28 protein-coding genes are annotated in these 22628 nt (G+C 55.4%); all 28 read right to left on the reverse strand.

Annotated features, from left to right (window positions below; translation table 11 throughout):
- The 28 genes from rpsE to QM016_RS03025 all read right to left on the reverse strand — a co-directional run bounded on the left by rpsE (position 1) and on the right by QM016_RS03025 (position 22628).
- The gene (gene rpsE / locus QM016_RS02890) at positions 1-522 is read right to left on the reverse strand and encodes a 30S ribosomal protein S5 (RefSeq protein ID WP_282710112.1); all 522 of its coding nucleotides are present in this window, start codon (positions 520-522) and stop codon (positions 1-3) included.
- A 9-nt stretch (positions 523-531) separates the two neighbouring features.
- Complete coding sequence (rplR, locus tag QM016_RS02895) at positions 532-900, reverse strand: 50S ribosomal protein L18 (protein WP_016477826.1); 369 nt, start codon at positions 898-900, stop codon at positions 532-534.
- 62 nt (positions 901-962) lie between these two features.
- Complete coding sequence (rplF, locus tag QM016_RS02900; protein WP_282710113.1) at positions 963-1499, reverse strand: 50S ribosomal protein L6; 537 nt, start codon at positions 1497-1499, stop codon at positions 963-965.
- A gap of 28 nt (positions 1500-1527) precedes the next feature.
- Entirely contained in the window at positions 1528-1926 is a 399-nt protein-coding gene (gene rpsH / locus QM016_RS02905; protein WP_282710114.1) for a 30S ribosomal protein S8, read from the reverse strand.
- Between the two features lie 89 nt (positions 1927-2015).
- Entirely contained in the window at positions 2016-2201 is a 186-nt protein-coding gene (locus tag QM016_RS02910) for a type Z 30S ribosomal protein S14 (protein ID WP_016477829.1), read from the reverse strand.
- 60 nt (positions 2202-2261) lie between these two features.
- Positions 2262-2822: a 50S ribosomal protein L5 gene (gene rplE, locus QM016_RS02915; RefSeq protein ID WP_016477830.1), complete on the reverse strand. Its 561-nt coding sequence runs from the start codon at positions 2820-2822 to the stop codon at positions 2262-2264.
- A gap of 306 nt (positions 2823-3128) precedes the next feature.
- The gene (rplX, locus tag QM016_RS02920) at positions 3129-3446 is read right to left on the reverse strand and encodes a 50S ribosomal protein L24 (RefSeq protein WP_349237889.1); all 318 of its coding nucleotides are present in this window, start codon (positions 3444-3446) and stop codon (positions 3129-3131) included.
- A 13-nt stretch (positions 3447-3459) separates the two neighbouring features.
- The gene (rplN, locus tag QM016_RS02925; RefSeq protein ID WP_003148475.1) at positions 3460-3828 is read right to left on the reverse strand and encodes a 50S ribosomal protein L14; all 369 of its coding nucleotides are present in this window, start codon (positions 3826-3828) and stop codon (positions 3460-3462) included.
- 65 nt (positions 3829-3893) lie between these two features.
- A complete protein-coding gene (gene rpsQ, locus QM016_RS02930; protein ID WP_016477833.1) occupies positions 3894-4160 on the reverse strand; it encodes a 30S ribosomal protein S17 in 267 nt (88 codons plus the stop codon).
- 16 nt (positions 4161-4176) lie between these two features.
- A complete protein-coding gene (gene rpmC, locus QM016_RS02935; protein WP_016477834.1) occupies positions 4177-4392 on the reverse strand; it encodes a 50S ribosomal protein L29 in 216 nt (71 codons plus the stop codon).
- Entirely contained in the window at positions 4392-4817 is a 426-nt protein-coding gene (gene rplP, locus QM016_RS02940; RefSeq protein WP_016477835.1) for a 50S ribosomal protein L16, read from the reverse strand. The genes rpmC and rplP overlap by 1 nt, the downstream gene beginning before the upstream one ends.
- Positions 4817-5524, reverse strand: coding sequence for a 30S ribosomal protein S3 (rpsC, locus tag QM016_RS02945; RefSeq protein WP_016477836.1), 708 nt, complete (start codon positions 5522-5524; stop codon positions 4817-4819). The genes rplP and rpsC overlap by 1 nt, the downstream gene beginning before the upstream one ends.
- A gap of 6 nt (positions 5525-5530) precedes the next feature.
- Entirely contained in the window at positions 5531-5893 is a 363-nt protein-coding gene (rplV, locus tag QM016_RS02950) for a 50S ribosomal protein L22 (protein WP_016477837.1), read from the reverse strand.
- A gap of 14 nt (positions 5894-5907) precedes the next feature.
- Positions 5908-6168 carry a 30S ribosomal protein S19 gene (gene rpsS / locus QM016_RS02955; RefSeq protein ID WP_016477838.1) on the reverse strand — a complete coding sequence of 87 codons (261 nt, stop codon included), beginning with the start codon at positions 6166-6168 and terminating at the stop codon, positions 5908-5910.
- Between the two features lie 21 nt (positions 6169-6189).
- Positions 6190-7026: a 50S ribosomal protein L2 gene (gene rplB, locus QM016_RS02960; protein ID WP_016477839.1), complete on the reverse strand. Its 837-nt coding sequence runs from the start codon at positions 7024-7026 to the stop codon at positions 6190-6192.
- A 137-nt stretch (positions 7027-7163) separates the two neighbouring features.
- Entirely contained in the window at positions 7164-7463 is a 300-nt protein-coding gene (rplW, locus tag QM016_RS02965; RefSeq protein WP_016477840.1) for a 50S ribosomal protein L23, read from the reverse strand.
- Positions 7463-8089 (reverse strand): 50S ribosomal protein L4, encoded by a 627-nt coding sequence (gene rplD, locus QM016_RS02970; protein ID WP_016477841.1) that lies wholly within the window; start codon positions 8087-8089, stop codon positions 7463-7465. Before rplD ends, rplW begins: the two co-directional genes overlap by 1 nt.
- Before the next feature lie 44 nt (positions 8090-8133).
- Positions 8134-8754 carry a 50S ribosomal protein L3 gene (gene rplC / locus QM016_RS02975; RefSeq protein ID WP_016477842.1) on the reverse strand — a complete coding sequence of 207 codons (621 nt, stop codon included), beginning with the start codon at positions 8752-8754 and terminating at the stop codon, positions 8134-8136.
- Positions 8755-9097: 343 nt separating this feature from the next.
- Positions 9098-9406 carry a 30S ribosomal protein S10 gene (gene rpsJ, locus QM016_RS02980; protein WP_003148726.1) on the reverse strand — a complete coding sequence of 103 codons (309 nt, stop codon included), beginning with the start codon at positions 9404-9406 and terminating at the stop codon, positions 9098-9100.
- Between the two features lie 41 nt (positions 9407-9447).
- A complete protein-coding gene (gene fusA, locus QM016_RS02985) occupies positions 9448-11544 on the reverse strand; it encodes an elongation factor G (protein WP_282710115.1) in 2097 nt (698 codons plus the stop codon).
- Positions 11545-11568: 24 nt separating this feature from the next.
- On the reverse strand, positions 11569-12039 hold the full coding sequence (rpsG, locus tag QM016_RS02990; RefSeq protein WP_016477844.1) for a 30S ribosomal protein S7: 471 nt from the start codon (positions 12037-12039) through the stop codon (positions 11569-11571).
- A 33-nt stretch (positions 12040-12072) separates the two neighbouring features.
- Positions 12073-12444: a 30S ribosomal protein S12 gene (gene rpsL / locus QM016_RS02995; protein WP_003148259.1), complete on the reverse strand. Its 372-nt coding sequence runs from the start codon at positions 12442-12444 to the stop codon at positions 12073-12075.
- 114 nt (positions 12445-12558) lie between these two features.
- Positions 12559-13143: a GNAT family N-acetyltransferase gene (locus QM016_RS03000; RefSeq protein ID WP_282710116.1), complete on the reverse strand. Its 585-nt coding sequence runs from the start codon at positions 13141-13143 to the stop codon at positions 12559-12561.
- 97 nt (positions 13144-13240) lie between these two features.
- Positions 13241-13585, reverse strand: a complete 345-nt coding sequence (locus QM016_RS03005) for a hydrogenase maturation nickel metallochaperone HypA (RefSeq protein WP_282710117.1) — start codon at positions 13583-13585, stop codon at positions 13241-13243.
- 102 nt (positions 13586-13687) lie between these two features.
- Complete coding sequence (locus tag QM016_RS03010; protein ID WP_282710118.1) at positions 13688-16693, reverse strand: FAD-dependent oxidoreductase; 3006 nt, start codon at positions 16691-16693, stop codon at positions 13688-13690.
- A gap of 74 nt (positions 16694-16767) precedes the next feature.
- Positions 16768-17442 (reverse strand): hydrogenase nickel incorporation protein HypB, encoded by a 675-nt coding sequence (hypB, locus tag QM016_RS03015; protein WP_282710119.1) that lies wholly within the window; start codon positions 17440-17442, stop codon positions 16768-16770.
- A 180-nt stretch (positions 17443-17622) separates the two neighbouring features.
- A complete protein-coding gene (locus tag QM016_RS03020; RefSeq protein ID WP_282710120.1) occupies positions 17623-17994 on the reverse strand; it encodes a metalloregulator ArsR/SmtB family transcription factor in 372 nt (123 codons plus the stop codon).
- 188 nt (positions 17995-18182) lie between these two features.
- The gene (locus QM016_RS03025; RefSeq protein ID WP_282710121.1) at positions 18183-22628 is read right to left on the reverse strand and encodes a DNA-directed RNA polymerase subunit beta'; all 4446 of its coding nucleotides are present in this window, start codon (positions 22626-22628) and stop codon (positions 18183-18185) included.

Genomic DNA, 22628 nt, shown 5'->3' on the forward strand with positions numbered 1-22628 from the left:
TTAGTTCTCCTTCCCGACGAACATCTCGCGGGTAGTAATGCCGCGACGCTCGGCAGCCTGCTCGGGGCTTGAGAGCTCTTTGAGGCCCTCTGCAGCCGCCTTAATGATGTTAAGGGCGTTGCTGGTGCCCAAAGACTTGGAAAGTACATTGGTGATGCCGGCAAGCTCGAACAGCGGACGGATAGGACCGCCAGCGATAACGCCGGTACCTTCAAATGCCGGCTTAATCAAAACGCGGCCGGCGCCAAAGTGACCAATCACTGCGTGAGGGACAGAGCCGGACTCAGTCAAAGGAACCTTAAACATGTTCCTCTTTGCGTCCTCAACGCCCTTTTGAATTGCGAGGGGCACCTCAGCGGAACGTCCCTGACCAATACCAACATTACCCTTGCCGTCGCCGACGACCACGAGGGCCACCAGAGACATACGACGTCCACCTTTGACGGTCTTAGAAACGCGGTGAATATAAACGACGCGCTCCTGAAGATCCGTATCCTGCTGGCGCTTACGATCTCGTGCCATTGAATCCTCCTAGAACTTCAGGCCCGCGTTGCGGGCACCGTCTGCTAAAGCCTTGACGCGACCGTGATAGATGCGACCGCCGCGGTCAAACGTGACCTCAGCGATGCCCTTCTCGATAGCGCGCTTGCCAACGAGCTCACCCACAAACTCCGCCGCCTCCTTGTTGGAACCGACAGCGCCCTTGGCGCGGAACTCGGAATCAAGCGTAGAGGCAGAGCAGAGCGTTCTGCCGGATGCGTCGTCAATGACTTGAGCGTATATGTGTGCGTTCGTGCGATGCACGGTGAGACGCGGGCGCTCGGCGGTGCCAAAGACTTTGGCGCGAACGCGGCGCTTGCGACGGGCAAGACCCGCCTTTTTCGCCTGCAACTTGTTCATTACTTCTCCTTAGACGTTGCCGCCACCTGACGGGGTGACGGTCTTTTGCCTGTCAAGACGCTTTACTTAGCAGCCTTGCCGAGCTTCCTGCGAATATGCTCATCTTCATAGTGAATACCCTTGCCCTTGTATGGCTCAGGCGGGCGCTTCATACGAATTTCTGCAGCAACCTGACCGACCTGCTCTTTAGAGATGCCCTTGACCGTAATGTGAGTATTGTCAGGAACCTCAAACGTAATGTTTGCAGGCGCCGCATACACAACAGGATGGGAATATCCCAGGGAAAGATCCAGGTCTTTGCCCTTGAGTGTAGCACGGTAACCAACGCCGGTAAGCTCAAGCTTCTTCTCAAAGCCTTCGGATACTCCGACAACCATGTTGTGAAGAAGGGTGCGAACGAGTCCCTGCTGAGCATTGGACTCGCTTGACTCATCAACGCGGGAAACGAGAAGCTCCTCGCCCTCCTGCTTGATGGAGACAAGCTCTGAGAACGTGCGGTCAAGCTCTCCCTTAGAACCTTTAACGGTTACGTGAGTGTTATCAACTGTCACAGTGACTCCGGCTGGAATCTGGACAGGCTTCTTACCAATACGAGACACAACAGTCTCCTTTCATTCCTGCCGAGAGTTACCAGATATAGGCGATGACCTCGCCGCCGATGCCTACCTTACGAGCATCACGGTCGCACATCATGCCTTTAGAGGTGGACACCACTGCCGTGCCAAGACCGCCGATGACGCGAGGAAGCTTCTCGGCGGTGGAGTAAATGCGCAGACCGGGCTTGGAAATACGGCGAATGCCACGGATGATGCGTGCGCGCTTCTCGCCATACTTAAGCGTAATGTGAAGCGTCTTTTGGGGCTTCGTATCCTCAACAGAATACCCCTCGATGTAGCCCTCTTCAGAAATGACGCGGGCAATCTCAACGAGCACCTTGCTCGACGGCATAGAAACACTGTCCTTGCCTGCTGAGTTTGCGTTACGAATGCGCGTCAGCATGTCCGAAATGGGATCGGTAATCTTCATTGATCCTTCTCCTTTGTTAATGATGAAACTGCGTGTCCGGTTCGTCCGCGCCCTTAGCGTGAACGCCTGGACGCCAGAGCTCCCTGTCCTTACCAGCTTGCCTTGCGGACACCAGGAAGCTCGCCCTTGTTCGCTAACTCGCGGAAGCACACACGGCACAGACCAAACTTGCGGTACACGGAGTGGGGACGCCCACAACGCTGGCAGCGGTTCTGTGTACGGGTAGAGTACTTCGGCTCGCGCGACGCTTTGACGATCATCGAAGTCTTAGCCACAAATCCTCCTTCAAATGCAACTAGGCGGACGCCTAGAAGATTTCTTGCTCGTAGTTGTACTTAGTCCTGTTTAAACGGGAAGTGGAAGGCCTCAAGCAGTGCCTTGCCCTCCTCGTCGGTGTTGGCGGTAGTAACGATAGTAATATCCATACCGCGCGTATGATCAACCTTGTCAAAGTCAATCTCCGGGAAGATGAGCTGTTCCGTTACGCCCATAGAAAAGTTGCCGCGCCCGTCAAAGCTCTTGGCGGAAATGCCACGGAAGTCGCGGATACGAGGGATTGCAATGGCAATCAGACGATCCAAAAACTCCCACATGCGCTCCCCGCGAAGCGTAACTTTAGCGCCAATCGGCATACCTTGGCGAAGTTTGAACGTAGCAATCGACTTACGCGCGTGCGTGATGAGCGGCTGCTGGCCGGTAATCGTACGCAAGTCAGACACGGCGCCATCGATGGCCTTGGCGTCAGTTGCCGCCTCACCAACGCCCATGTTGACAACGATTTTCTCAAACTTTGGAATCTGGTTGACGTTTGCGTAACCAAACTGCTTCTGCAGCGCATCACGAACCGTCTTGTAGTACTCCTCTTTCAGACGAGGAACATACTTTTTCTCTGCCATGACTGTCTCCTTGACTCTTGGGGATTTACGTGCGGGGATCGCCTCGCACCTCCTGGTTTGGCACGCCAGGAGCCATACGCGCTCTCGACAGAACTAGCCTATAGAAAGACGCAATGAACTATATTAGCCTTTATCTCCCACAATTGAAACAACAATTTTAGGCTTTGTGCAAATTGTGGACACATCGCGCCTGTAGTCGATGCGCGCTGCGCGCCGGATGCCGTGCGACATAAAAAACGATCCGACATATACGCCGGATCGTTTAAACGTACCTTGTACGAAGAGCGTGGCACAAGCGAGAAGAACTTAGAGCTCCTCGCCGGAACGCTTGGAAACGCGGACCTTCGTGCCATCATCCTTGACGCTATAACCAACGCGAGTCGGTTTGTCGTCTTTAGGGTCAATGAGAGCGACGTTGGAGGCATCAATTGCCGCCTCGTGCTCAACAATACCGCCCTGCTGGTTTGCCGCATTGGGCTTCATGTGGCGCTTTACCACAGCGACACCCTCAACAACAACCTTGTTGTCTTTGGGGATAACACGCAGGACTTCTCCGCGCGTACCCTTGTCCTTACCAGTGAGGACCTCGACCGTGTCGCCTTTCCTGATCTTCATCTTGGGCATGTGTCAGTCCTCCTTACAGCGTCTCGGGTGCGAGTGAGACGATCTTCATGTACTTATGGTCGCGCAGCTCGCGAGCGACTGGTCCAAAGATACGGGTACCCTTGGGCTCACCCTCTTTGTCGACCAAAACGCACGCGTTCTGGTCAAAGCGGATGTAGCTACCGTCCTTGCGACGGGTGTCCTTAGCAGTGCGAACGATGACGCAGCGAACGATGTCGCCCTTCTTCACCGAACCGCCGGGAGTTGCCTCCTGGACAGCGCCAATGATGACGTCGGCAAGGCCGGCGTAACGACGCTTGGAGCCACCAAGGACCTTGACGCACTTGACGCGTCGGGCGCCGCTGTTGTCAGCGACGTTAAGCATGGTCTCCATCTGAATCATGTGACGTTCCTCCGGAACTTGGTTTCTTAAGAGCGCGCAGGCTCATAAGAAACGACGAATGTTACTTACTTAGCGCGCTCAACGATCTCAGCGAGACGCCAGCGCTTGGTCTTTGACAAGGGGCGGGTCTCCATAACGCGAACCGTATCGCCCAAACCAGCCTCGTTCTTCTCGTCATGAACGTGAAGTTTCTTGCCGATAGTCATCATCTTGCCGTACTTAGGGTGGTGCTTGCGGTAGGTAATCTCAACCGTGATCGTCTTCTCGCCAGAGATGGAGACGACGGTTCCGGTACGAACCTTACGCGCATTCCTGCTTTCGGTCTCTGCCATAACTTATCTCCTGCGACTATTTCTGATCTGCGGCTGATTCCGCAGCAATTTGACGGGAACGCATCTCGGTCTGAACGCGAGCAATGTCGCGCTTGACCGTCTTCACGCGGGCCGTGTTGTCCAGCTGGCTGGTTGCCATCTGGAAGCGAAGGTTAAAGAGCTCTGCACGGCCTTCTTCGAGCTTCTTGGAAAGCTCTTCATCGCTCATCGCCTTGATGTCCGTGTATTTCATTATTCCTCCCCGTCCTGGTCGGCGCGGGTGACAATCTTGGTCTTGATGGGAAGCTTGTGCTGTGCCAGACGAAGTGCCTCGCGAGCAACCTCTTCGGAAACGCCGTCAATCTCAAACATGATACGGCCAGGCTTAACTACAGCGACCCACTCTTCAGGATTACCCTTACCCTTACCCATGCGGGTTTCTGCCGGCTTCTTTGAAACAGGCTTGTCGGGGAAGATGGTAATCCAGACCTTACCGCCACGCTTCATTTCGCGGGTAATAGCGATACGGGCAGCCTCAATCTGGCGGTTAGTAATCCAGTGAGCCTCCTCTGCACGGATGCCCCAGGAGCCGAAGTGCAGCTGGGTATTACCCTTTGCATGGCCCTTCATGGAACCGCGCTGAACCTTACGGTGCAAAACACGCTTAGGTGCAAGCATTAACGGCCCCTCCTCTCATTGCGACGGCGAGGACGCGAGGAGCCTTCAAGCGCCGGATTTGGCGCAGGCTGACCCGGCATCTTTTCGCCAAGGTAAATCCAAACCTTGATACCGCAGGCACCCATGGTGGTGCGAGCAGTTGAAGTGCCGTAAGCGACAACAGCGCGAAGGGTGTGCAGAGGCACGCGACCCTCACGGTACCACTCACGACGGCCCATCTCGGCGCCGTTCAGACGGCCGGAGCACTGAATACGGATTCCCTTTGCTCCCGCTTTGCGGGCGGACTGAACCGCCTTACGCATAGCGCGGCGGAATGCGACACGCTGCTCAAGCTGCTCTGCGATGGACTGGGCAACGAGGGTTGCGTCAAGCTCAGGACGCTTGACCTCGATGACGTCAACATTGACCTGACCCTTGCCAACCTTGGCGACACGCTCAAGGTCAGTGCGAAGTCCGTCAATCTCCGCACCCTTTTTGCCAATGACAATGCCGGGGCGGGCAGAGAAAATCGTGACCTTGATTTTGTCGCCAGCGCGCTCGATATCGATGCGGGCGATGGCCGCCTTCTCAAGACGCTTCTCGAGATACGAGCGGATAACAAGGTCATTGCCAAGATTCTCGGCGTAGTTCTTATCGGCGTACCAACGGGAGCGCCAGTTCTCGGTTACACCAAGACGAAAGCCGGTAGGCTGAACTTTCTGACCCATATGTTCCTACGCCTCCTTTCGGGGTGCAACGACAACAGTGATATGGCTCGTACGCTTATTGATGCGCGAAGCCGATCCCTTTGCGCGGGGACGGATGCGCTTGAGCGTCGGGCCCTCATCAACATAGGCACTCTTGACAATAAGGTCGTTTGCGTGCAGGTGATTGTTGTACTCAGCGTTAGCGACAGCCGAGCTCAAAACCTTTGCGACATCCACAGCGGCCGCACGCGTTGAAAACTGAAGGACCTCGAGGGCCTTCTCGACAGACTTGCCACGCACCAGCGCGATAATTGCGCGAGCCTTGCGAGGAGCAACGCGTACATACTTTGCGGTAGCGCGAACCTCAATTGAATCGGTTTTTTTAGCCATTTACTACACTCCCCCTAGTTGGCCTTGTGACCACGGAAGGTGCGGGTCAGCGCGAATTCGCCCAGCTTATGACCGACCATGGATTCGGTGATGTACACAGGAACGTGCTTGCGGCCGTCGTGAACGGCGATTGTATGGCCAACCATCTCAGGGAAGATGGTGGAGGAACGTGACCAGGTCTTGATAACGTCCTTCTTACCAGCCTCGTTCATTGCAGCGACACGCGCAAGGAGGCGAGTCTCCACAAACGGGCCTTTTTTGAGACTTCTGCTCATAAATCTACTCCTACTCGTGTCTTACTTGGACTTGCGACGACGGATGATCAGGCGGTTTGAAGCCTTCTTCGGGTCGCGGGTCTTGTAGCCTTTGGTCGGTTTACCCCACGGGGTAACGGAGGGACGGCCGGAAGTGTGGTTCTTGCCCTCGCCGCCGCCGTGCGGGTGGTCAACAGGGTTCATGACCGTACCGCGGACGGTAGGACGAACGCCAGCCCAACGCGCGCGACCGGCCTTGCCGATAACGATGTTGGAGTGCTCGGCATTGCCGACCTCACCGATGGTGGCGCGGCAGCCGAGAAGAACGCGGCGCAGCTCCGAAGACGGAAGACGCAAAACGGCGTACCCGTTGTCCTTACCCATGAGCTGAACGGAAGTACCGGCGGAGCGAGCCATCGCAGCGCCTTTACCGGGCTGGAACTCAACCGCGTGCACAAGCGTACCGACAGGAATCTGCTCAAGTGTTGTGCAGTTGCCGGGCTTGATGTCGACGTCCTTTATGCCGGAGACAACAGTGTCACCGACAGTCAGTCCCTCCGGGCAAAGGATGTACGCCTTCGCGCCGTCCGCATAGTGCAGAAGCGCAATGCGTGCGGAGCGGTTTGGATCGTACTCGACCGTAGCAACCTTCGCGGGAATATCGTCCTTGCGGCGCTTGAAGTCGATGCGGCGATACTGACGCTTGTGTCCACCGCCCTGATGACGTGTGGTAATGCGGCCGTTGTTATTGCGACCGGCTTTTTTAGGCAGGGGCTCGAGAAGAGACTTCTCGGGCTTATCAGTCGTAATCTCTGAGAAATCAGAGATCGTCTGGAAGCGCCTGCCTGCGCTTGTTGGCTTTAGATGCCTTACTGCCATAAAACTTTTCCCTTTCTTTCCGTTGGCCAGTCCGTTTGGGAATTGGCGGACTGACACCGGACAACCACGGCGCCGCGCGTATCTATCGAGGCGCCCTTAACACCCGTGCAGGATTCTACACGGGTGGAAAAACCTACTTACTCAGCCGATTGATTGGCAAAAATCTCGATCTGCTCGCCGGCGGCAAGCGTCACGATTGCCTTTTTCCAGCTGCGAGTCTTGCCCTTTTGCTGATAACGAACACGCTTGCTCTTGGGCTTGACCGAGATAGTATTTACCTTGGTCACATGGACATTGAAGAGTTTCTCGATAGCCGCAGCTATCTCTTCTTTGCCAGCGGACTTGGCAACCTCGAAGGTGTACTTGCCCTCGCCCATCAGATCGTAAGCACGCTCCGAAACGATCGGGCGAATGATGACCTCATATGCGGAGTTCATTATGCGAGCACCTCCTCAAAATGCTTTGCGACATCTGCGGACATGATAAGCGCAGCGTTGTCGATAAGTGAACGAGTAGTTGCCTCGGAAACGCCATAGATGGCAGCCTTCTGAATGTTGCGGAAGGACAGATAGGTGTTGATGTCATCATCGGGAACGATGACGGTAACACGCTTGTCTTCAAGGCCGAGAGCCTTAAGGACAGACACCGCCTGCTTCGTGGAAGGAGCGTCAAACTCAAGGCTGTCAACGAGGACGAGCTCAGAGTCAGCGACCTTGCCGGAAAGAGCGGAGCGCATCGCAAGCTTTACCATCTTGCTGTTCACCCGGCGAGCGTGGCTGCGCGGCGTAGGTCCAAAGATAACGCCGCCGCCGGTCCACTGACCTGCGCGGATGGAGCCCTGACGGGCGCGGCCGGTGCCCTTCTGGCGATACGGCTTGGTGCCGCCGCCGGATACCTCATGACGATTCTTAGTTGAATGGGTACCCTGGCGCAGAGAAGCAGCCTGGCAGGTCACAACCTGGTGCACCACGGGGATATTCGGCTCAATGCCGTACACGTCGGAAGAAAGATCGGCGTCGCCAACCTTCTTACCTTCCATGTTTTTAATCTCATACTTGGACATGTTGTCTCCTTGTTAGCCTAAGTGTTTGCCTGTAAAAGCGGCCCTTAGGCCATGCGGACTTGGACGAGAGCGTTCTTGCCGCCGGGGACAGCACCCTTGATAAGCATGAGGTTCTGCTCAGCGTCAACGCGAACAAGCTTGAGGTTCTTAACAGTAACGCGCTCTGCGCCCATATGGCCGTACATGTGGAGGCCCTTACGAACACGCGCAGGATAAGCGCACTGACCAATGGAACCGGGGCGGCGCTGGTTGCGGGAACCATGCGTCATAGGACCACGGGAGAAGTTCCAACGCTTGATGGTGCCCTGGAAGCCCTTACCCTTGGAAGTGCCGATGACATCAACAGCCGCAACTTCAGCGAAGTCAGCGACGGTAACCGTGTCGCCGCACTTGTGCTCCTCGCCAGCGGGAACGCGAACCTCGCGAAGGTAGCGCACAGGCTCAACACCCTGAGCCTTAAAGTGACCGGCCATAGGCTTGTTAACATGCTTCTCGGAGATATCGCCGAACCCAATCTGCACGGCATCGTAGCCGTCCGTCTCCGTCGTCTTTACCTGCGAGACGGTGCAGGGGCCTGCAAGAATGACGGTAACAGGAACGACGTTGTCGTTCTCGTCCCACACCTGGGTCATGCCCAGCTTGCGGCCGAGGATGGTATTCACCATGCTCTTTCCTCACTCTCGGTGGTCATGGGACCCTTGAGGGCACATCGGATGCCCTTCCCCAGCGGACCACTTCCTCTATATGCTGCCTCGAGACATACCTGTCCCGTTTGAGCAGCTTGTCTACTTTACGCTTGTTCACAACGTTTTACAAGGAAATTTTTGAAATTCGTGTGCAAAATGTGGCCGTGAAACGTCAGCGAATTTAGACGCGGTTTGGAACGCAATCTGAAACGCGATTCGGAACTCGAAATCGCGTACAGAACAACCCTCCGGCGCGTGTCCGAAGGGTTGCAGGGTTAACGCTGGGACGAGAAGGGCTTCTCGCCATGCCTTTTGAAAAAGCTTAGAGCTTGATCTCGATGTCAACGCCAGCAGGGAGGTCAAGACGCATGAGCGAATCGACCGTGGTGGAGTTGGGATCGAGGATGTCGATGAGACGCTTGTGCGTGCGCATCTCAAACTGGTCGCGGGAATCCTTGTCCTTGTGCGGAGAGCGGATAACCGTATACAGGTTGCGCTCGGTTGGCAGAGGAATAGGGCCGGACACGCGTGCGCCGTTCTTCTGAGCCGTATCGACGATCAGCTTTGCGGACTGATCAACAACCTCGTGATCATAGCCCTTGAGGCGGATCCTAATCTTTTGATTTGACACTTTGGGTACCTCCATACATGAGCTTGAGCTCGTGGTTGTTACTAGGACTCGGAACCGCCGTTTTTGGCGACGATTTCATCACGGACTGCTTTAGGAACAGGCTCGTAAGAATCAAACTGCATGGTGTAGCTTGCACGACCCTGGGTCTGGGAACGGAGATCGGTTGCATAACCGAACATCTCGCCGAGAGGCACTTTTGCACGGATGACCTTAGTATCGCGACGATCCTCCATGCCCTCAATCTTGCCGCGGCGAGAAGAAAGGTTGCCCATAACGTCGCCCATGTACTGTTCCGGAGTTTCAACCTCAACGGATTCGACGGGCTCCAGAAGAACAGGGTCGGACTTCTTGAGAGCATCCTTGATTGCCATGGAACCGGCGATCTTAAACGCGGCTTCAGAGGAGTCGACCTCGTGGTATGAACCGTCAACAAGAGTGACCTTGATGTCTACGACAGGATAGCCGGCGATAACGCCACTATTGAGCGCCTCGCGGATACCCTTATCGATAGAGGGGATGTACTCCTTGGGCACGACGCCACCGACGATAGCGTTGACAAACTCGTAGCCCTTGCCCTGCTCGTTGGGCTCCATGTCGATGACAGCATGGCCGTACTGACCACGACCACCAGACTGACGGACAAACTTGCCCTCGGCGTGAGTGACGGCTTTACCGGCAGTCTCACGATAAGCGACCTGCGGCTTACCAACGTTGCAGTCGACCTTGAACTCGCGGCGGAGACGGTCAACGATGATCTCAAGGTGCAGCTCGCCCATGCCGGCAATGATGGTCTGGCCGGTCTCATGATCCGTGTGAACCTGGAAGGTTGGATCCTCCTCGGCAAGCTTGGCAAGGCCAACGGACATCTTCTCCTGCTCAGCCTTGGTCTTAGGCTCAACAGCAACGTCGATGACGGGGTCAGCAAAGCTGATGGACTCAAGCACAATGGGGTGCTTCTCGTCACAAAGAGTATCGCCGGTTGTGGTGTTCTTGAAGCCTACACAGGCGACGATGTCGCCGGCGGAGCACTCTTCACGGTCCACACGGTCATTGGCATTCATCTCAAGGATGCGGCCCAGACGCTCGCGACCGTCCTTGACGGAGTTGTACACATAGGAACCCGCCTCGGCCTGGCCGGAATACACGCGGATGTAGGTCAGCTTACCAACATACGGGTCGGTCATAATCTTGAAGGCAAGCGCGGAGAAGGGCTCCTTGACGTCCGCGTGACGAACCTCTTCCTCGCCCTTGAGGTTGGTGCCGTCAATCTCGGGCACGTCGAGAGGGCTGGGGAGATAGTCAATGACGGCGTCGAGAAGTTCCTGGATGCCCTTGTTCTTATAGGCGGAACCCACAAAGACGGGGTTCATCTTGCCCGCGAGGACTCCGGCGCGGATGGCGCGCTTAAGCTCGTCGACATCGATTTCCTCGCCTTCAAGGATAGCCATCATGAGATCCTCGGAGAAGTCGGAGGCCGCCTCAAGGAGCTCCTCGCGCTTCTCGGCTGCAATCTCTGTGAACTCGGAAGGAATCTCGTCGAGAGGCTCAGGGTAAATCATGCCCTTTGCGTCTTCCTTGAAGTCCCACGCGGTATTGGTCACAAGGTCAATCAAGCCCCAGAAGTTGGACTCGGAACCCATAGGAACCTGAGCTGCAATAGCCGGAGCGGAAAGACGCTCTTTCATGGTCTCGATAGCGCGGAAGAAATCAGCGCCCACGCGGTCGAACTTGTTGATGAAAGCGATGCGGGGAACGTTGTACTTAGTTGCCTGACGCCACACGGTCTCGGACTGCGGCTGAACGCCTGCAACGGCGTCAAAAACAGCAACAGCGCCGTCGAGAACGCGAAGCGAGCGCTCGACCTCAGCGGTAAAGTCAACGTGACCCGGGGTGTCGATGATCTGGATAACGTGATCTTTCCAGAAACACGTAGTAGCAGCGGAGGTAATGGTAACACCGCGCTCCTGCTCCTGGACCATCCAGTCCATGGTTGCCGCACCGTCGTGAACCTCGCCAATCTTGTGGGTCTTGCCGGTGTAGTAAAGAATGCGCTCCGTAGTGGTGGTCTTACCGGCATCGATGTGAGCCATGATGCCGATGTTGCGGAGGTCTTTAAGGTTGTACTTGGTCTTAGCCATTGTGTTGAACTCCTGATTTCCGACTTAGAAGCGGTAATGGGAGAAGGCGCGGTTGGCCTCTGCCATCTTGAACAGGTCTTCACGGCGCTTGACAGAGGCACCGACGCCATTGGTTGCGTCGATAATCTCATTGGCAAGGCGCTCGGCCATGGTCTTCTCTTTGCGAGTACGGCTGAAGTTAACAATCCAGCGGATAGCAAGGGTGGTTGCACGACGGGAGTTAACCTCCATAGGCACCTGATAGGTGGCGCCGCCTACACGCTTAGGCTTGACCTCAAGGGTAGGACGGATGTTATCCATAGCCTTCTTGAAAACAGTAAGGGCATCTTCGCCGGTCTTCTCGGCAACGATATCAAAGGCACCGTAAACGATGCGCTCTGCAGTTGCCTTCTTACCGTCAAGAAGAACCTTGTTGATAAGCTGGGTGACCAGTCGATTGTTATAGACGGCGTCAGGCATAACCTCACGACGTACTGCTGCTGCGCGACGCGGCATGTTTATCTCCTAAGAACTAAATCGAGTAGTGGGTTACTTCGCACGCTTGGTGCCGTAACGGGAACGAGCCTTTGCGCGGTTCTGAACCGCAGCGCAGTCATACGCGCCACGGACGACCTTATAACGAACGCCAGGAAGGTCGCGGACACGGCCGCCACGGACAAGCACGATGGAGTGCTCCTGAAGATTGTGGCCCTCGCCAGGGATATAGGCGGTAACCTCAATGCCGTTGACAAGGCGCACACGAGCAACCTTACGAAGCGCCGAGTTAGGCTTCTTAGGGGTCGTGGTGAAAACGCGGGTGCAAACGCCGCGCTTCTGGGGGTTGTGCTGCAGGGCGGCGTTCTTGGACTTGGCCTGAACACTCATGCGGCCCTTGCGGACAAGCTGGTTGATAGTAGGCAAGATCTTCTCCTTCTTATACCTATCTACGTGCACATTTACAAATTCAAAAGGCGACACAGCACTGTCCCCTTGGAATTACGCAAGGAAGAACTTTACGCCGATGTTTGCTGCTCGTCAACACACCACGTTGCCGGGCGTATCCATACCATGGGGAGAAAATGTTTTGTCGTTGGCGAGAAGTGCCTCAGTGTTGGACATTCCTTCAGGTATATCTGAGGCTAACTTCAAAACGGCGATCAATTCCTCGCCGTCCTTCTCGCCCGTTTCAACAAATCCAAACGAACGATAGAGATTTTGAGCAGCTTCATTTTCAGGCTCATAGGAAAGCCAACAATAATCTGCCCTCCCACAGGGGGAGGTGCGTATAAACTCCAGCGCGAGCTTGAGGGCTTCTTTCCCATATCCTTTACCCTGATGCTTTGCGTCTATCATCAGACGTCTGAGATCGTAGCTGTCATAAGCTATCGCCGGAGCGTCGTCCCAGAAGTCGTCCGCACCAAACCCAATCATCAAAAAACCTACCGGTACAGTACCCTCGTAGATACCAAAAGGAAATACCTGTCCGTTTCCTGTTATGGAGGTATAGGCCTCGATAATGCTTGTATCGTTTCCGGCGACAAAGCTTTGTTGTTCCTCGGACACCTTGAGCTTAAGAATGTCCCATACATTTTTTCCGTTTATGCGTTCCAGTCTTAGCACGGGTTCACCATTCGATCGGGCAATTGCTTGTTGAAGGACAGTCACATTTTACAATAGTAGAGTTGTTAATACGCGGCGGACAGATGCCACAAATCTCTCATGTGGCTTCAATCTCATCAAGTTCAAGCTCTTGACCTTGGATAAGCTCGGTCTTCTCGCTTGCACAATACGGACACGTACGGCCATACTCAACGGTGGCATAGGTGCGATTGCAATCAAGACAGCGCGTTATTGCCGGTACGCTCTCAATCTCAAGCTCGGCCGCGCGCATCAACTCCGTGCGGTCGGCCGCCCAACGCCATACGTCTTGAAGATACGACGGAATGACACCGGAAACCTCCCCCAGCCGCAGCTTTACGCGGGCGACTGAGGTAAGGTCATTTTGGCGCCCAAGGTTCTCGACCATATCAATGATATAAAATGCAATGCCCAGCTCGTGCATGAACCGTCCGCCCTTAGCATGTCCGTTACTTTGACTGCGCCATCATCTCGGCCCTAGTCCGTTACCTTAACTCAGCCGTCGCCCCGCCTGGCGCAATCAACGTCAGCTTGAAATGTCCATACTACCAGCCGGCACCGGGTTACCAAGCTCATCGGTGGTCACGTGCGACTCGGGCTTTGCGGATTTCACGCTGCGCTTCTTGTTCTTGATAATCTTAACGGCGCGTTTGCCAATATATCCCAAGATCTTTGTTTTCTTGTCTTCCGCACGTACCATCGTGGAGCACTCGGGGTTGTCTCGGAAAAGATGGATGGCGTCAAATTCGCAGCGCGTCGTGCACAAGCCGCAGCCGATACATTTGTTGGCATCAACCACGGACGCACCACACTTAAGGCAGCGAGCAGTCTCAATGCGCACCTGCTCAGGCGTGAATGTCTTGCGAACATCGCTCCAGTTATGGCGAATACTCTCAACTTTTCCGCACGCAGGAACCTGTCTGCCTGCATGATCGTACGAATCAGGATTAAGTTCAATCTCGCTTTTATCCAGCTCAACGTAATGGCGCTGATTGCGGCCGATGGTAAGCGATGATCCCGCTTGCACAAAACGATGCAGCGAAACCGCAGCTTCATGACCCGCGGCAATAGCGTTGATAACAAAACTCGGACCGGTATATACATCGCCGCCGACAAAAATGTCAGGCTGCGCCGTCTGGTACGTCTTGGGATTAGCCACAGCCCCCTTGCCGCGACCAAGCTCCACCGCCTCGCCCTCAAGCAGATTTCCCCACTCGATGGACTGGCCAATGGAAAGCACCACGTTATCGGCTTCAACAAAGACTGTGTCGGTCTCGTCATAGCGTGGCGAGAAGCGCTTGTTTTCGTCAAACACCTGTGTGCAGCGCTTAAACGTAACGCCACGGACACGGCCGTCTTCCGTGGTTTCTATTGCGGCCGGTCCCCAGCCGTTATTGATGGTAATACCGTCTTCGTGAGCCTCGGCAATCTCTTCGGGAAGCGCGGGCATTTCATCAGGCTGCTCAAGACAGTACATAGCTACCGACTCAGCGCCGCAGCGCATAGACACGCGAGCGGCATCGATAGCAACGTTGCCACCACCGACGACCACGGTCTTTCCGGAAACGACATGCTCCGGATTATCCAGAGCCGTTCGCAAAAACTCAACGGCGGTGGTAACGCCGTCAGCGTCTTCACCTGAAACGCCAGCCTTACGGCCCCCTTGACAGCCGATAGCCACATAGAATGCCTTGAAGCCGTCACGGCGCAAGTCGCTCAAAGAGATGTCCTTGCCCACTTCAACGCCGCAGCGAATCTCAACGCCCATTTCGCGCAAGACGTCAATTTCCGCGGCCACAACGTCTTTTTGAAGCTTATAGGCGGGAATGCCGTAGACCATCATGCCGCCCGGCAGTGGATTCTTTTCGAAAACCACCGGCTTGTATCCACGTTCCGCAAGATAGAAAGCGCAGGAAAGGCCGGCGGGACCGGCGCCGATAATGGCAATCTTTTCTTTGAAGCCGCCACGGTTTGAGGGGATAACCGGCTCGGGAACAAAGCGATGCTCTGCCTCAAGGTCCTTCTCGGCAATGAACTTCTTGACTTCATCGATGGCGATAGCTTCGTCAACGGTACCGCGCGTACAGGCTGCCTCGCAGCGGCGATTGCACACGCGCCCGCAGACTGCCGGGAACGGGTTTTCCTTCTTGATGAGTTCAAGGGCATCGCGATAGCGACCCTCGGCTGCCATACGGAGATATCCCTGCACCGAAATATGAGCCGGGCAGGCAACTTTACAGGGAGCGGTACCGGTATCATGACACTCAATGCGGTTGTTGTTCTTGTAATTCCAGTCCCAGTCGGCTTCGCCCCAGAACTTGTCGTCCGGAAGGTCCTGTGTGGGATAGGTAAGCTGGCCGTTGACGGTTGAAAGCTTTTGTCCCAGCTGAGGGGCGCCTGCCGGACACACCTCCACGCAGCCGCCACAGGCCACACATTTTTCCGCGTCCACATGGGCCACAAAAGACGAGCGGGAAAGATTGGGCGTATTGAACAGCTGCGAGGTACGCAGCGCATAGCACACGTTCACGTTGCAGTTGCAGATAGCAAAGACTTTGTCCTCGCCGTCAATGTTGGTGATCTGATGGACAAAGCCGTTCTTCTCGGCACGCTGGCAAATATCAATGACCTCGTCGTAGGTGATGTAGTGGCCTTTGCCAGTTTCCACGCAGTAATCGGCCATGTCGCCGATGGCAATGCACCAGTCCTCGGGATCGTCGGCGCACCCGTCACCACGAACGCGTTCGGCAAGCCGGCACGAACAAGGCGTCGCGGCATAGCGGTCGTATTTTTTGAGCCAATGCGAGATATGCTCTACCGAAACCGTATGATTGACCTGCTCAATGGAACGCTCGACGGGAATTACGTGCATGCCTATGCCAGCGCCTCCGGGAGGCACCAGCTTTGTCGCCATCTTCAGCGGCAGATACGTCATGCGCTCAAACAGCGTACCTATCTCCGGATGCTCCTCGAGCTGGCGCTCGTTCATCACGGTAAACTCAGCGGAGCCGGGCACAAACATGGGAAGCACGTATTGTTTTTCACGCGCGGCATTTTCCCAGTTGTACTCGATGATGCCTTTAATGGACATGCTGTCGAGAAGCTCCTGCAACCGCGCCGCTTCAAGACCGGTAGCGCTTTGAAGTGCCGAGAAGGTCATGGGTACACGCACCTTCATCTGCTTGGTAACAGCAGCTTCTTCTTCGGTCATGACGGAAGCTATGCCCCAATACTCGGGGTCATCCTTGGTGACTTTATGGCCCAGGCGGTCGGTAATCTTTTGAACCTCATCGCGAACACCGGGCTTAAACGGCTCGGCAGCGGCAGGGCCGGGCTCATTTGGATCCGGCTTGCGATACAGAACCACGTCTTCATTTTCAGTAATGTGATTCTCTGCGATTACGCGGATAGCCTCACCCGCAGGATTTGTCGTGGGCAATACATTTCGAGCCGTAATCTCCGCGTCAGTCAAATTTCCGCGCATGGGATTGCCGTCAGACGGAGTTACTCGAACCGGAATCTCCTCAGCCATTTCCCTCTCCTATCTGGCCGAATCTGCTGTTTTGGACAAGAAGCGGTCTTGTCCTTGTTTTGTTCTTGTAAAAACTACCGCTCTGCCTTCCATGCAGCCACGCGCTCGCAGAGCCACTCATACCACGCATCCATTCCCTCGCCGGTCTTGGCGGAAAGAGGAATAACTCTCGCATGAGGATTGCGTGCCGCAACATTTTTACGCAGCTTATCAAGGTCGAAATCAAAGTAAGGCGCAACATCGATCTTATTAACGAGCACCAGGTCGCAGACCTGATACATAAGCGGATACTTCAGGGGCTTATCGTCGCCTTCGGGCACTGAAAGTATGGTGACGTTGACGCCTGCTCCCGTGTCAAATTCTGCGGGACACACCAGATTACCAACGTTTTCAAGGAAGATGAGGTCAGAGTCGCCTGCCGCGAGACCTTCAAGCCCCTGGGCACACATGGCCGCGTCAAGATGACACATGCCTCCCGTATGGAGCTGTATCGCCCGGGCACCCGTTGTTGCAATGGCGGCGGCGTCAACGTCGGAATCGATGTCCGCCTCCATAACGGCGATGCTTAGCCGATTCTTAAGCGCGTCAATGGTACGCAAAAGTGTGGTCGTTTTGCCGGAACCAGGAGACGACATGAGGTTAATCAGCAGGGTTCCCTTTTCCTTCATGTCGGCGCGGAGCTTGTCCGCCTCTTTCTCGTTGGATGCAAAGACGCTTTGCTTGACCTCCAGTACGCGATATTCGCCCATCATTCCTCCTGGAATGTTTCTCGTATGCAAACGCATACCTTATGGCAGGTATCCGTATCCATAAAATCTACCAATGTTTAATTCTATAAGCATACTTGAAACGAAGCGTAAAGTACGCCGGTTTTCTCGCCAATCGATAAGCGGCGCAACGTTTTAGTGCACCGTTTCGGTGAAACCGCTTTAGTGCAGATGCGCAGCGTGCGCGAGACCAACGCTGATAAGCGTGATAACGTGCTCGTCTGCAAGAGAATAAATGACACGGCGGCCGTCTCTTTTAGCAGTCACCAGTCCCCTATCGCGCAAAAGCCGCAACTGATGCGACGTAGCCGACTGAGAGACCGGCAAAAGATCCTGCAGCTCAGTCACGCTTTTTTCGCCCAGAGTCAGAGCGCCGAGGATTTGAAAGCGCGTAAAGTCCGATAGCGCGTCAAAAATTTGCGTGGCGTCACAGATAACGTTGTCATCGTTCAAAAAACCACGGAGCGCTTCATCGGAAATGGGACCGCATTCCGCATTCATATCGTTTATATCTTTCTCATCTACGTCGCTCATTGCAACCCTTTCGTCGACATATCAGCAAAAGTGTACTCCAAACGCAAGGGAGCCCCGACCAAGGCCGAGGCTCCTCTCCCTATGAAAGCATTCGCATACCAAGGTATGTTTGCCGAATCTCCTGTGCTCGCCAAGCTTACTGGACTTACCAAATCTGCCAGGCTTACCGGTTTACCATGCTTGCTGGTTTACTCAGTATCACCCTCCGCGTCAGCCTGCGCGTCGAGACGCACAACCTGAGAGAGAAGATCATCGAGAGAACCGAGATCCTCATTGATAACGTCGGCATTTTGACCGTCAGCGCTGTTGCCGCCGATAAGCTCCAAATCAGAATCACTATGAGTGGTCGGAGCGGCGGTGCCCAACATCAGACCTCCATCGGCATCTGGCGAGAAGACCATATTGAGCAGCTGAGAAAGATCTTCAGCATCGGCCTCATCATCATCAGGCTCAAGGATGTACAGAAGGCCGCGAGCATCAAGTCCCTCGCGGAGCTCTTCTATAGCCTTTGCCCCAATGCCGTCAATGCGCAGCAGGTCATCTTCGGTCTTACCGATAAGATCGCCGACCGTCTCAATGCCGACCTCCGAGAACTTATTGGTCCAGCGCTGTGACACGCCAAGATCATCAAAGAGGTACAGCTTGGCGTCTTCGCTGGAGAGTGTCCGGCCGTTTTTGGAGAAGATTCCTCCGTTGCCGTACTCATCGCCCACCCAGTCAAGCTGCTTGGGAAGTTTCTCCTCGATGTCCTTGAGACTCTGAGGCGCCCAGTCGGGCAGCGTCTTAGCCTTGTCGGTAGTGGGGCCGTCGATCTTCTCGCCGTGATAGGTGAGCTCGACGTCGTGGTAGGCGGAAAGACCGGTACCCGCCGGAATCTGTTTGCCCACAATGACGTTGGACTTGAGGTCGAGCAGGTGGTCCACATCGCCCCCGATAGCGGCGGCCGTCAGAACGCCTGCCGTACGAATGAACGACGCGCTTGACAGCCAGGAATCGATGGAGCTCGCGACTTTAAGCGTGCCGAGAATAGCAGGCTCAGCCTCAGGCGGCGTGCCTCCTGCAAGAGCGATATTGCGAACGGTATCCGCAAAGATATAGCGGTCGACATACTGACCGAGCAGATACTGGGAGTCGCCCGGGTTGGTAACCTGAACGCGGCGAAGCATCTGGCGGGCAATAACCTCGATGTGCTTATCGTTCAAATCGACGCCCTGGGAGGTGTAGACATCCTTGACGGACTCGACAAACGTGTGCATGGTGGATTCGATATCCGTAAGCTTGCGCAGCAGGCGGAAATTGACGAAGCCGCGGGTAATCTGATCGCCCGCGCGAACCTCGACGCCCTCCTCAATGCCAGGCATGAAGCGAACGGACGCCGGAACGCGCCACTCCTCGAGGATGCGTGATGTATCGTCAGAATCGACAATACGCAGCAGGTACTCGGTAGTTTCCGGCGTAATCATCAGCGTACCGGAAACAGGAGCAAGATCGGCCTCGCGGCCAAGGATCTTCTCGTTAACATTGCCAACGACATCGAACATGCGGGCAACGGTCGGAAGACCCTGCGTAATATCGTCCGCACCGGCAACACCGCCGGAGTGAATGGTACGCATCGTCAGCTGAGTACCCGGCTCGCCAATGGACTGAGCGGCGATAATGCCGACCGCCGTGCCAATGGTGACGGGACGACGGGTGGAAAGATCCCAGCCGTAGCACTTCTGGCAAACGCCATACTTAGATTTGCAGGTCAGAAGCGCGCGGAGCTGAATCTTCTTGAGACCGTGCTCAACCAGGCGCTTGAGGTCGTCAACGGACTCCACGTAGTTGCCCGCGGCGATAAGAACCTCGCCGGTCTCAGGGTCAACGATATCCTCAAGCGTGCAACGACCGACAAGATCGGCGTCGACTGAGGTCTGACCGGGCTTGATAAGAGGATAGGTGACCGCCTCATCGGTGCCGCAGTCCTCCTCGCGAACGATGACGTCTTGAGCTACGTCAACAAGACGGCGAGTCAGATAGCCCGAATCGGATGTGTGCGAAGCCGTATCGACAAGGCCCTTACGGGCGCCGTAGGTAGAAATGAAGTACTCCAGCGGCTGCAAGCCTTCGCGGAAGTTAGCCTTAATGGGAAGGTCGATGGTTTCACCGGACATGTCAGCCATAAGACCGCGCATGCCGGCGAGCTGTCGAAGCTGCGTTTTGGAACCACGGGCACCGGAATCAGCCATCATGTAAATGGGGTTATTCTCGGCAAAGCCCTCAAGCATCTCAGAGCCAAGCATATCGGTGCACTCGGTCCACGCGTTAACGACCTCGGTGTGTCTCTCGCGCTCCGAAAGGAAGCCGTCCTCATAGTACTCGTTGATTTGGTCAACGCGCTTCTGAGCCTCAGCCAAAAGCTGAGTCTTATGCTCGGGGATTACCGCATCCCACACGGATACCGTCAGACCGGCAATAGTCGCGTAGTGGAAGCCGGTCGTCTTAATGGCGTCAAGAATGGGCTCCACGTCAGCCATCGGATAGCGGTCGCAGCAGTCATTGACCAGCGTACCGATATCGGACTTGACCATCTTATAGTTGATGAACGGATAATCCTCAGGCAGGCACTGGCGGTTGAAGATGATGCGTCCGACCGTAGTCTCAAAGCGCTGCGGGTGCTCGGAAACATCGAGATCCTCAAACTGCCCGCGGCCGCATACGATACGGAAGACCGGACGGCCCTGCTCGTTATGCGCGTTTGCGTCCGCCGCGCTGACGCGAACGATTACCTTCGCCTGGATATCCTGATCGGGATGCGTATCGATAGCGAGAAGTGCATCGTTGAAGCTGGCAAATGTCAGCGTCTTGTCCTGCTCGCCCGATTTCTCTGAAGTCAGGAAGTACACGCCGAAGACCATGTCCTGTGAAGGAACGGTCAGCACCTTACCCGACGCGGGGCTGCGCAGGTTGTTGGAGGAGAGCATGAGGACGCGCGCCTCGGTCTGAGCCTGAGTAGAAAGAGGCACATGGACCGACATCTGGTCGCCGTCAAAGTCCGCGTTAAACGGTGCGCAAACCAGAGGATGCAGGTGAATTGCCTTACCTTCGACAAGGACGGGCTCAAATGCCTGAATGGAAAGACGGTGAAGCGTAGGTGCGCGGTTCAACAGCACAAGACGGTCTTGGATAACCTCATCCAGAACGTCCCACACCGCGGGAAGACCGCGGTCGATGGCACGCTTGGCTCCCTTGACGTTTTCAACCTTGTGCAGCTCAACCAAGCGGCGCATGACAAACGGCTTGAACAGCTCAAGAGCCATGGCAGAAGGAAGACCGCACTGGTGCAATTTCAGATAGGGGTCGACAACGATAACCGAACGACCGGAGTAGTCGACGCGTTTACCCAAAAGGTTCTGACGGAAGCGACCTTGCTTGCCCTTCAGAGCCTCGGCAAGGGACTTCAGCGGACGACCGCCGCGACCCGTTACCGGACGCCCACGGCGCCCGTTGTCAAAGAGGGCGTCAACGGATTCCTGAAGCATGCGCTTCTCGTTGTTAACGATAATAGCCGGCGCATCCAAGTCGAGCAGACGCTTCAGACGATTATTGCGGTTGATAACACGACGGTAGAGGTCGTTCAGGTCGGAAGCAGCGAAGCGGCCGCCGTCAAGCTGAACCATAGGACGAAGGTCAGGTGGAATGACGGGTACAACATCCAAAATCATATTGGCAGGATCGTTGCCGCCTTTCAGGAAAGCGTCCACAATCTCAAGGCGCTTAATGGCTTTCTCGCGCTTCTGCTTCTGAGCGTCTTCATTGGCGATAATCGCGCGGAGCTCCTCGGCTTCCTTTTCAAGGTCAACGCCGCGGATAAGCTCACGAATGGCCTCGGCTCCCATGCCGCCTTTGAAGTAAATGCCGTAATAGCGCTTCAACTCGGAAAAGAGTCCTTCGTCGGTAATCAGCTCACGAGCTTCAAGCTGCATGAACTTCTCGTAGGCCTCGCGGCGGAGCACCTTTTCTTCTTCATACTCTTCTTCGAGGTCAGCGATACCAGCGCGAATCTCGTCCTCGGAAAGAGGTTCAAAATCGTCAAACTCATCGCCGGCGGGCTTGCCCTGCTCCTTGAGACGAGCAATCTGGTCGTCGCGCTCAGCGTCAAGCTCCTCAAGATCAGCCGCGAGCTCCTCGCGGAGGTCGTCAGCGTCAGCCTCGCGAGCCTCGGTGTCGACGCTCGTGATGATATACGAGGCAAAGTAAAGGACCTTCTCGAGATCTTTGCTCTTGATGTCGAGAAGACGCGCGAGCGGGAAGCTCGTCGGACTCTTGAAATACCAGATGTGGCTAACCGGAGCGGCAAGCTCAATGTGGCCCATGCGCTCACGGCGAACCTTGGCGGTAGTTACCTCAACGCCGCAGTTTTCGCAGACAATACCCTTAAAGCGGATGCCCTTGTACTTACCGCAGTTACACTCCCAGTCCTTGACCGGGCCAAAGATCTTCTCGCAGAAAAGACCGTCGCGCTCCGGCTTCAAAGAACGGTAATTGATAGTCTCGGGCTTCTTTACCTCGCCGTGGGACCATTTGCGGATATCTTCAGCGGACGCCAAAGAAATTTTGATGGCGTCAAAATCAGTGGAATCGAAATCTGCCAC

The sequence above is a fragment of the Lancefieldella sp. Marseille-Q7238 genome (assembly GCF_949152215.1).
In the GTDB taxonomy this organism is placed as follows: Bacteria; Actinomycetota; Coriobacteriia; order Coriobacteriales; family Atopobiaceae; genus Lancefieldella.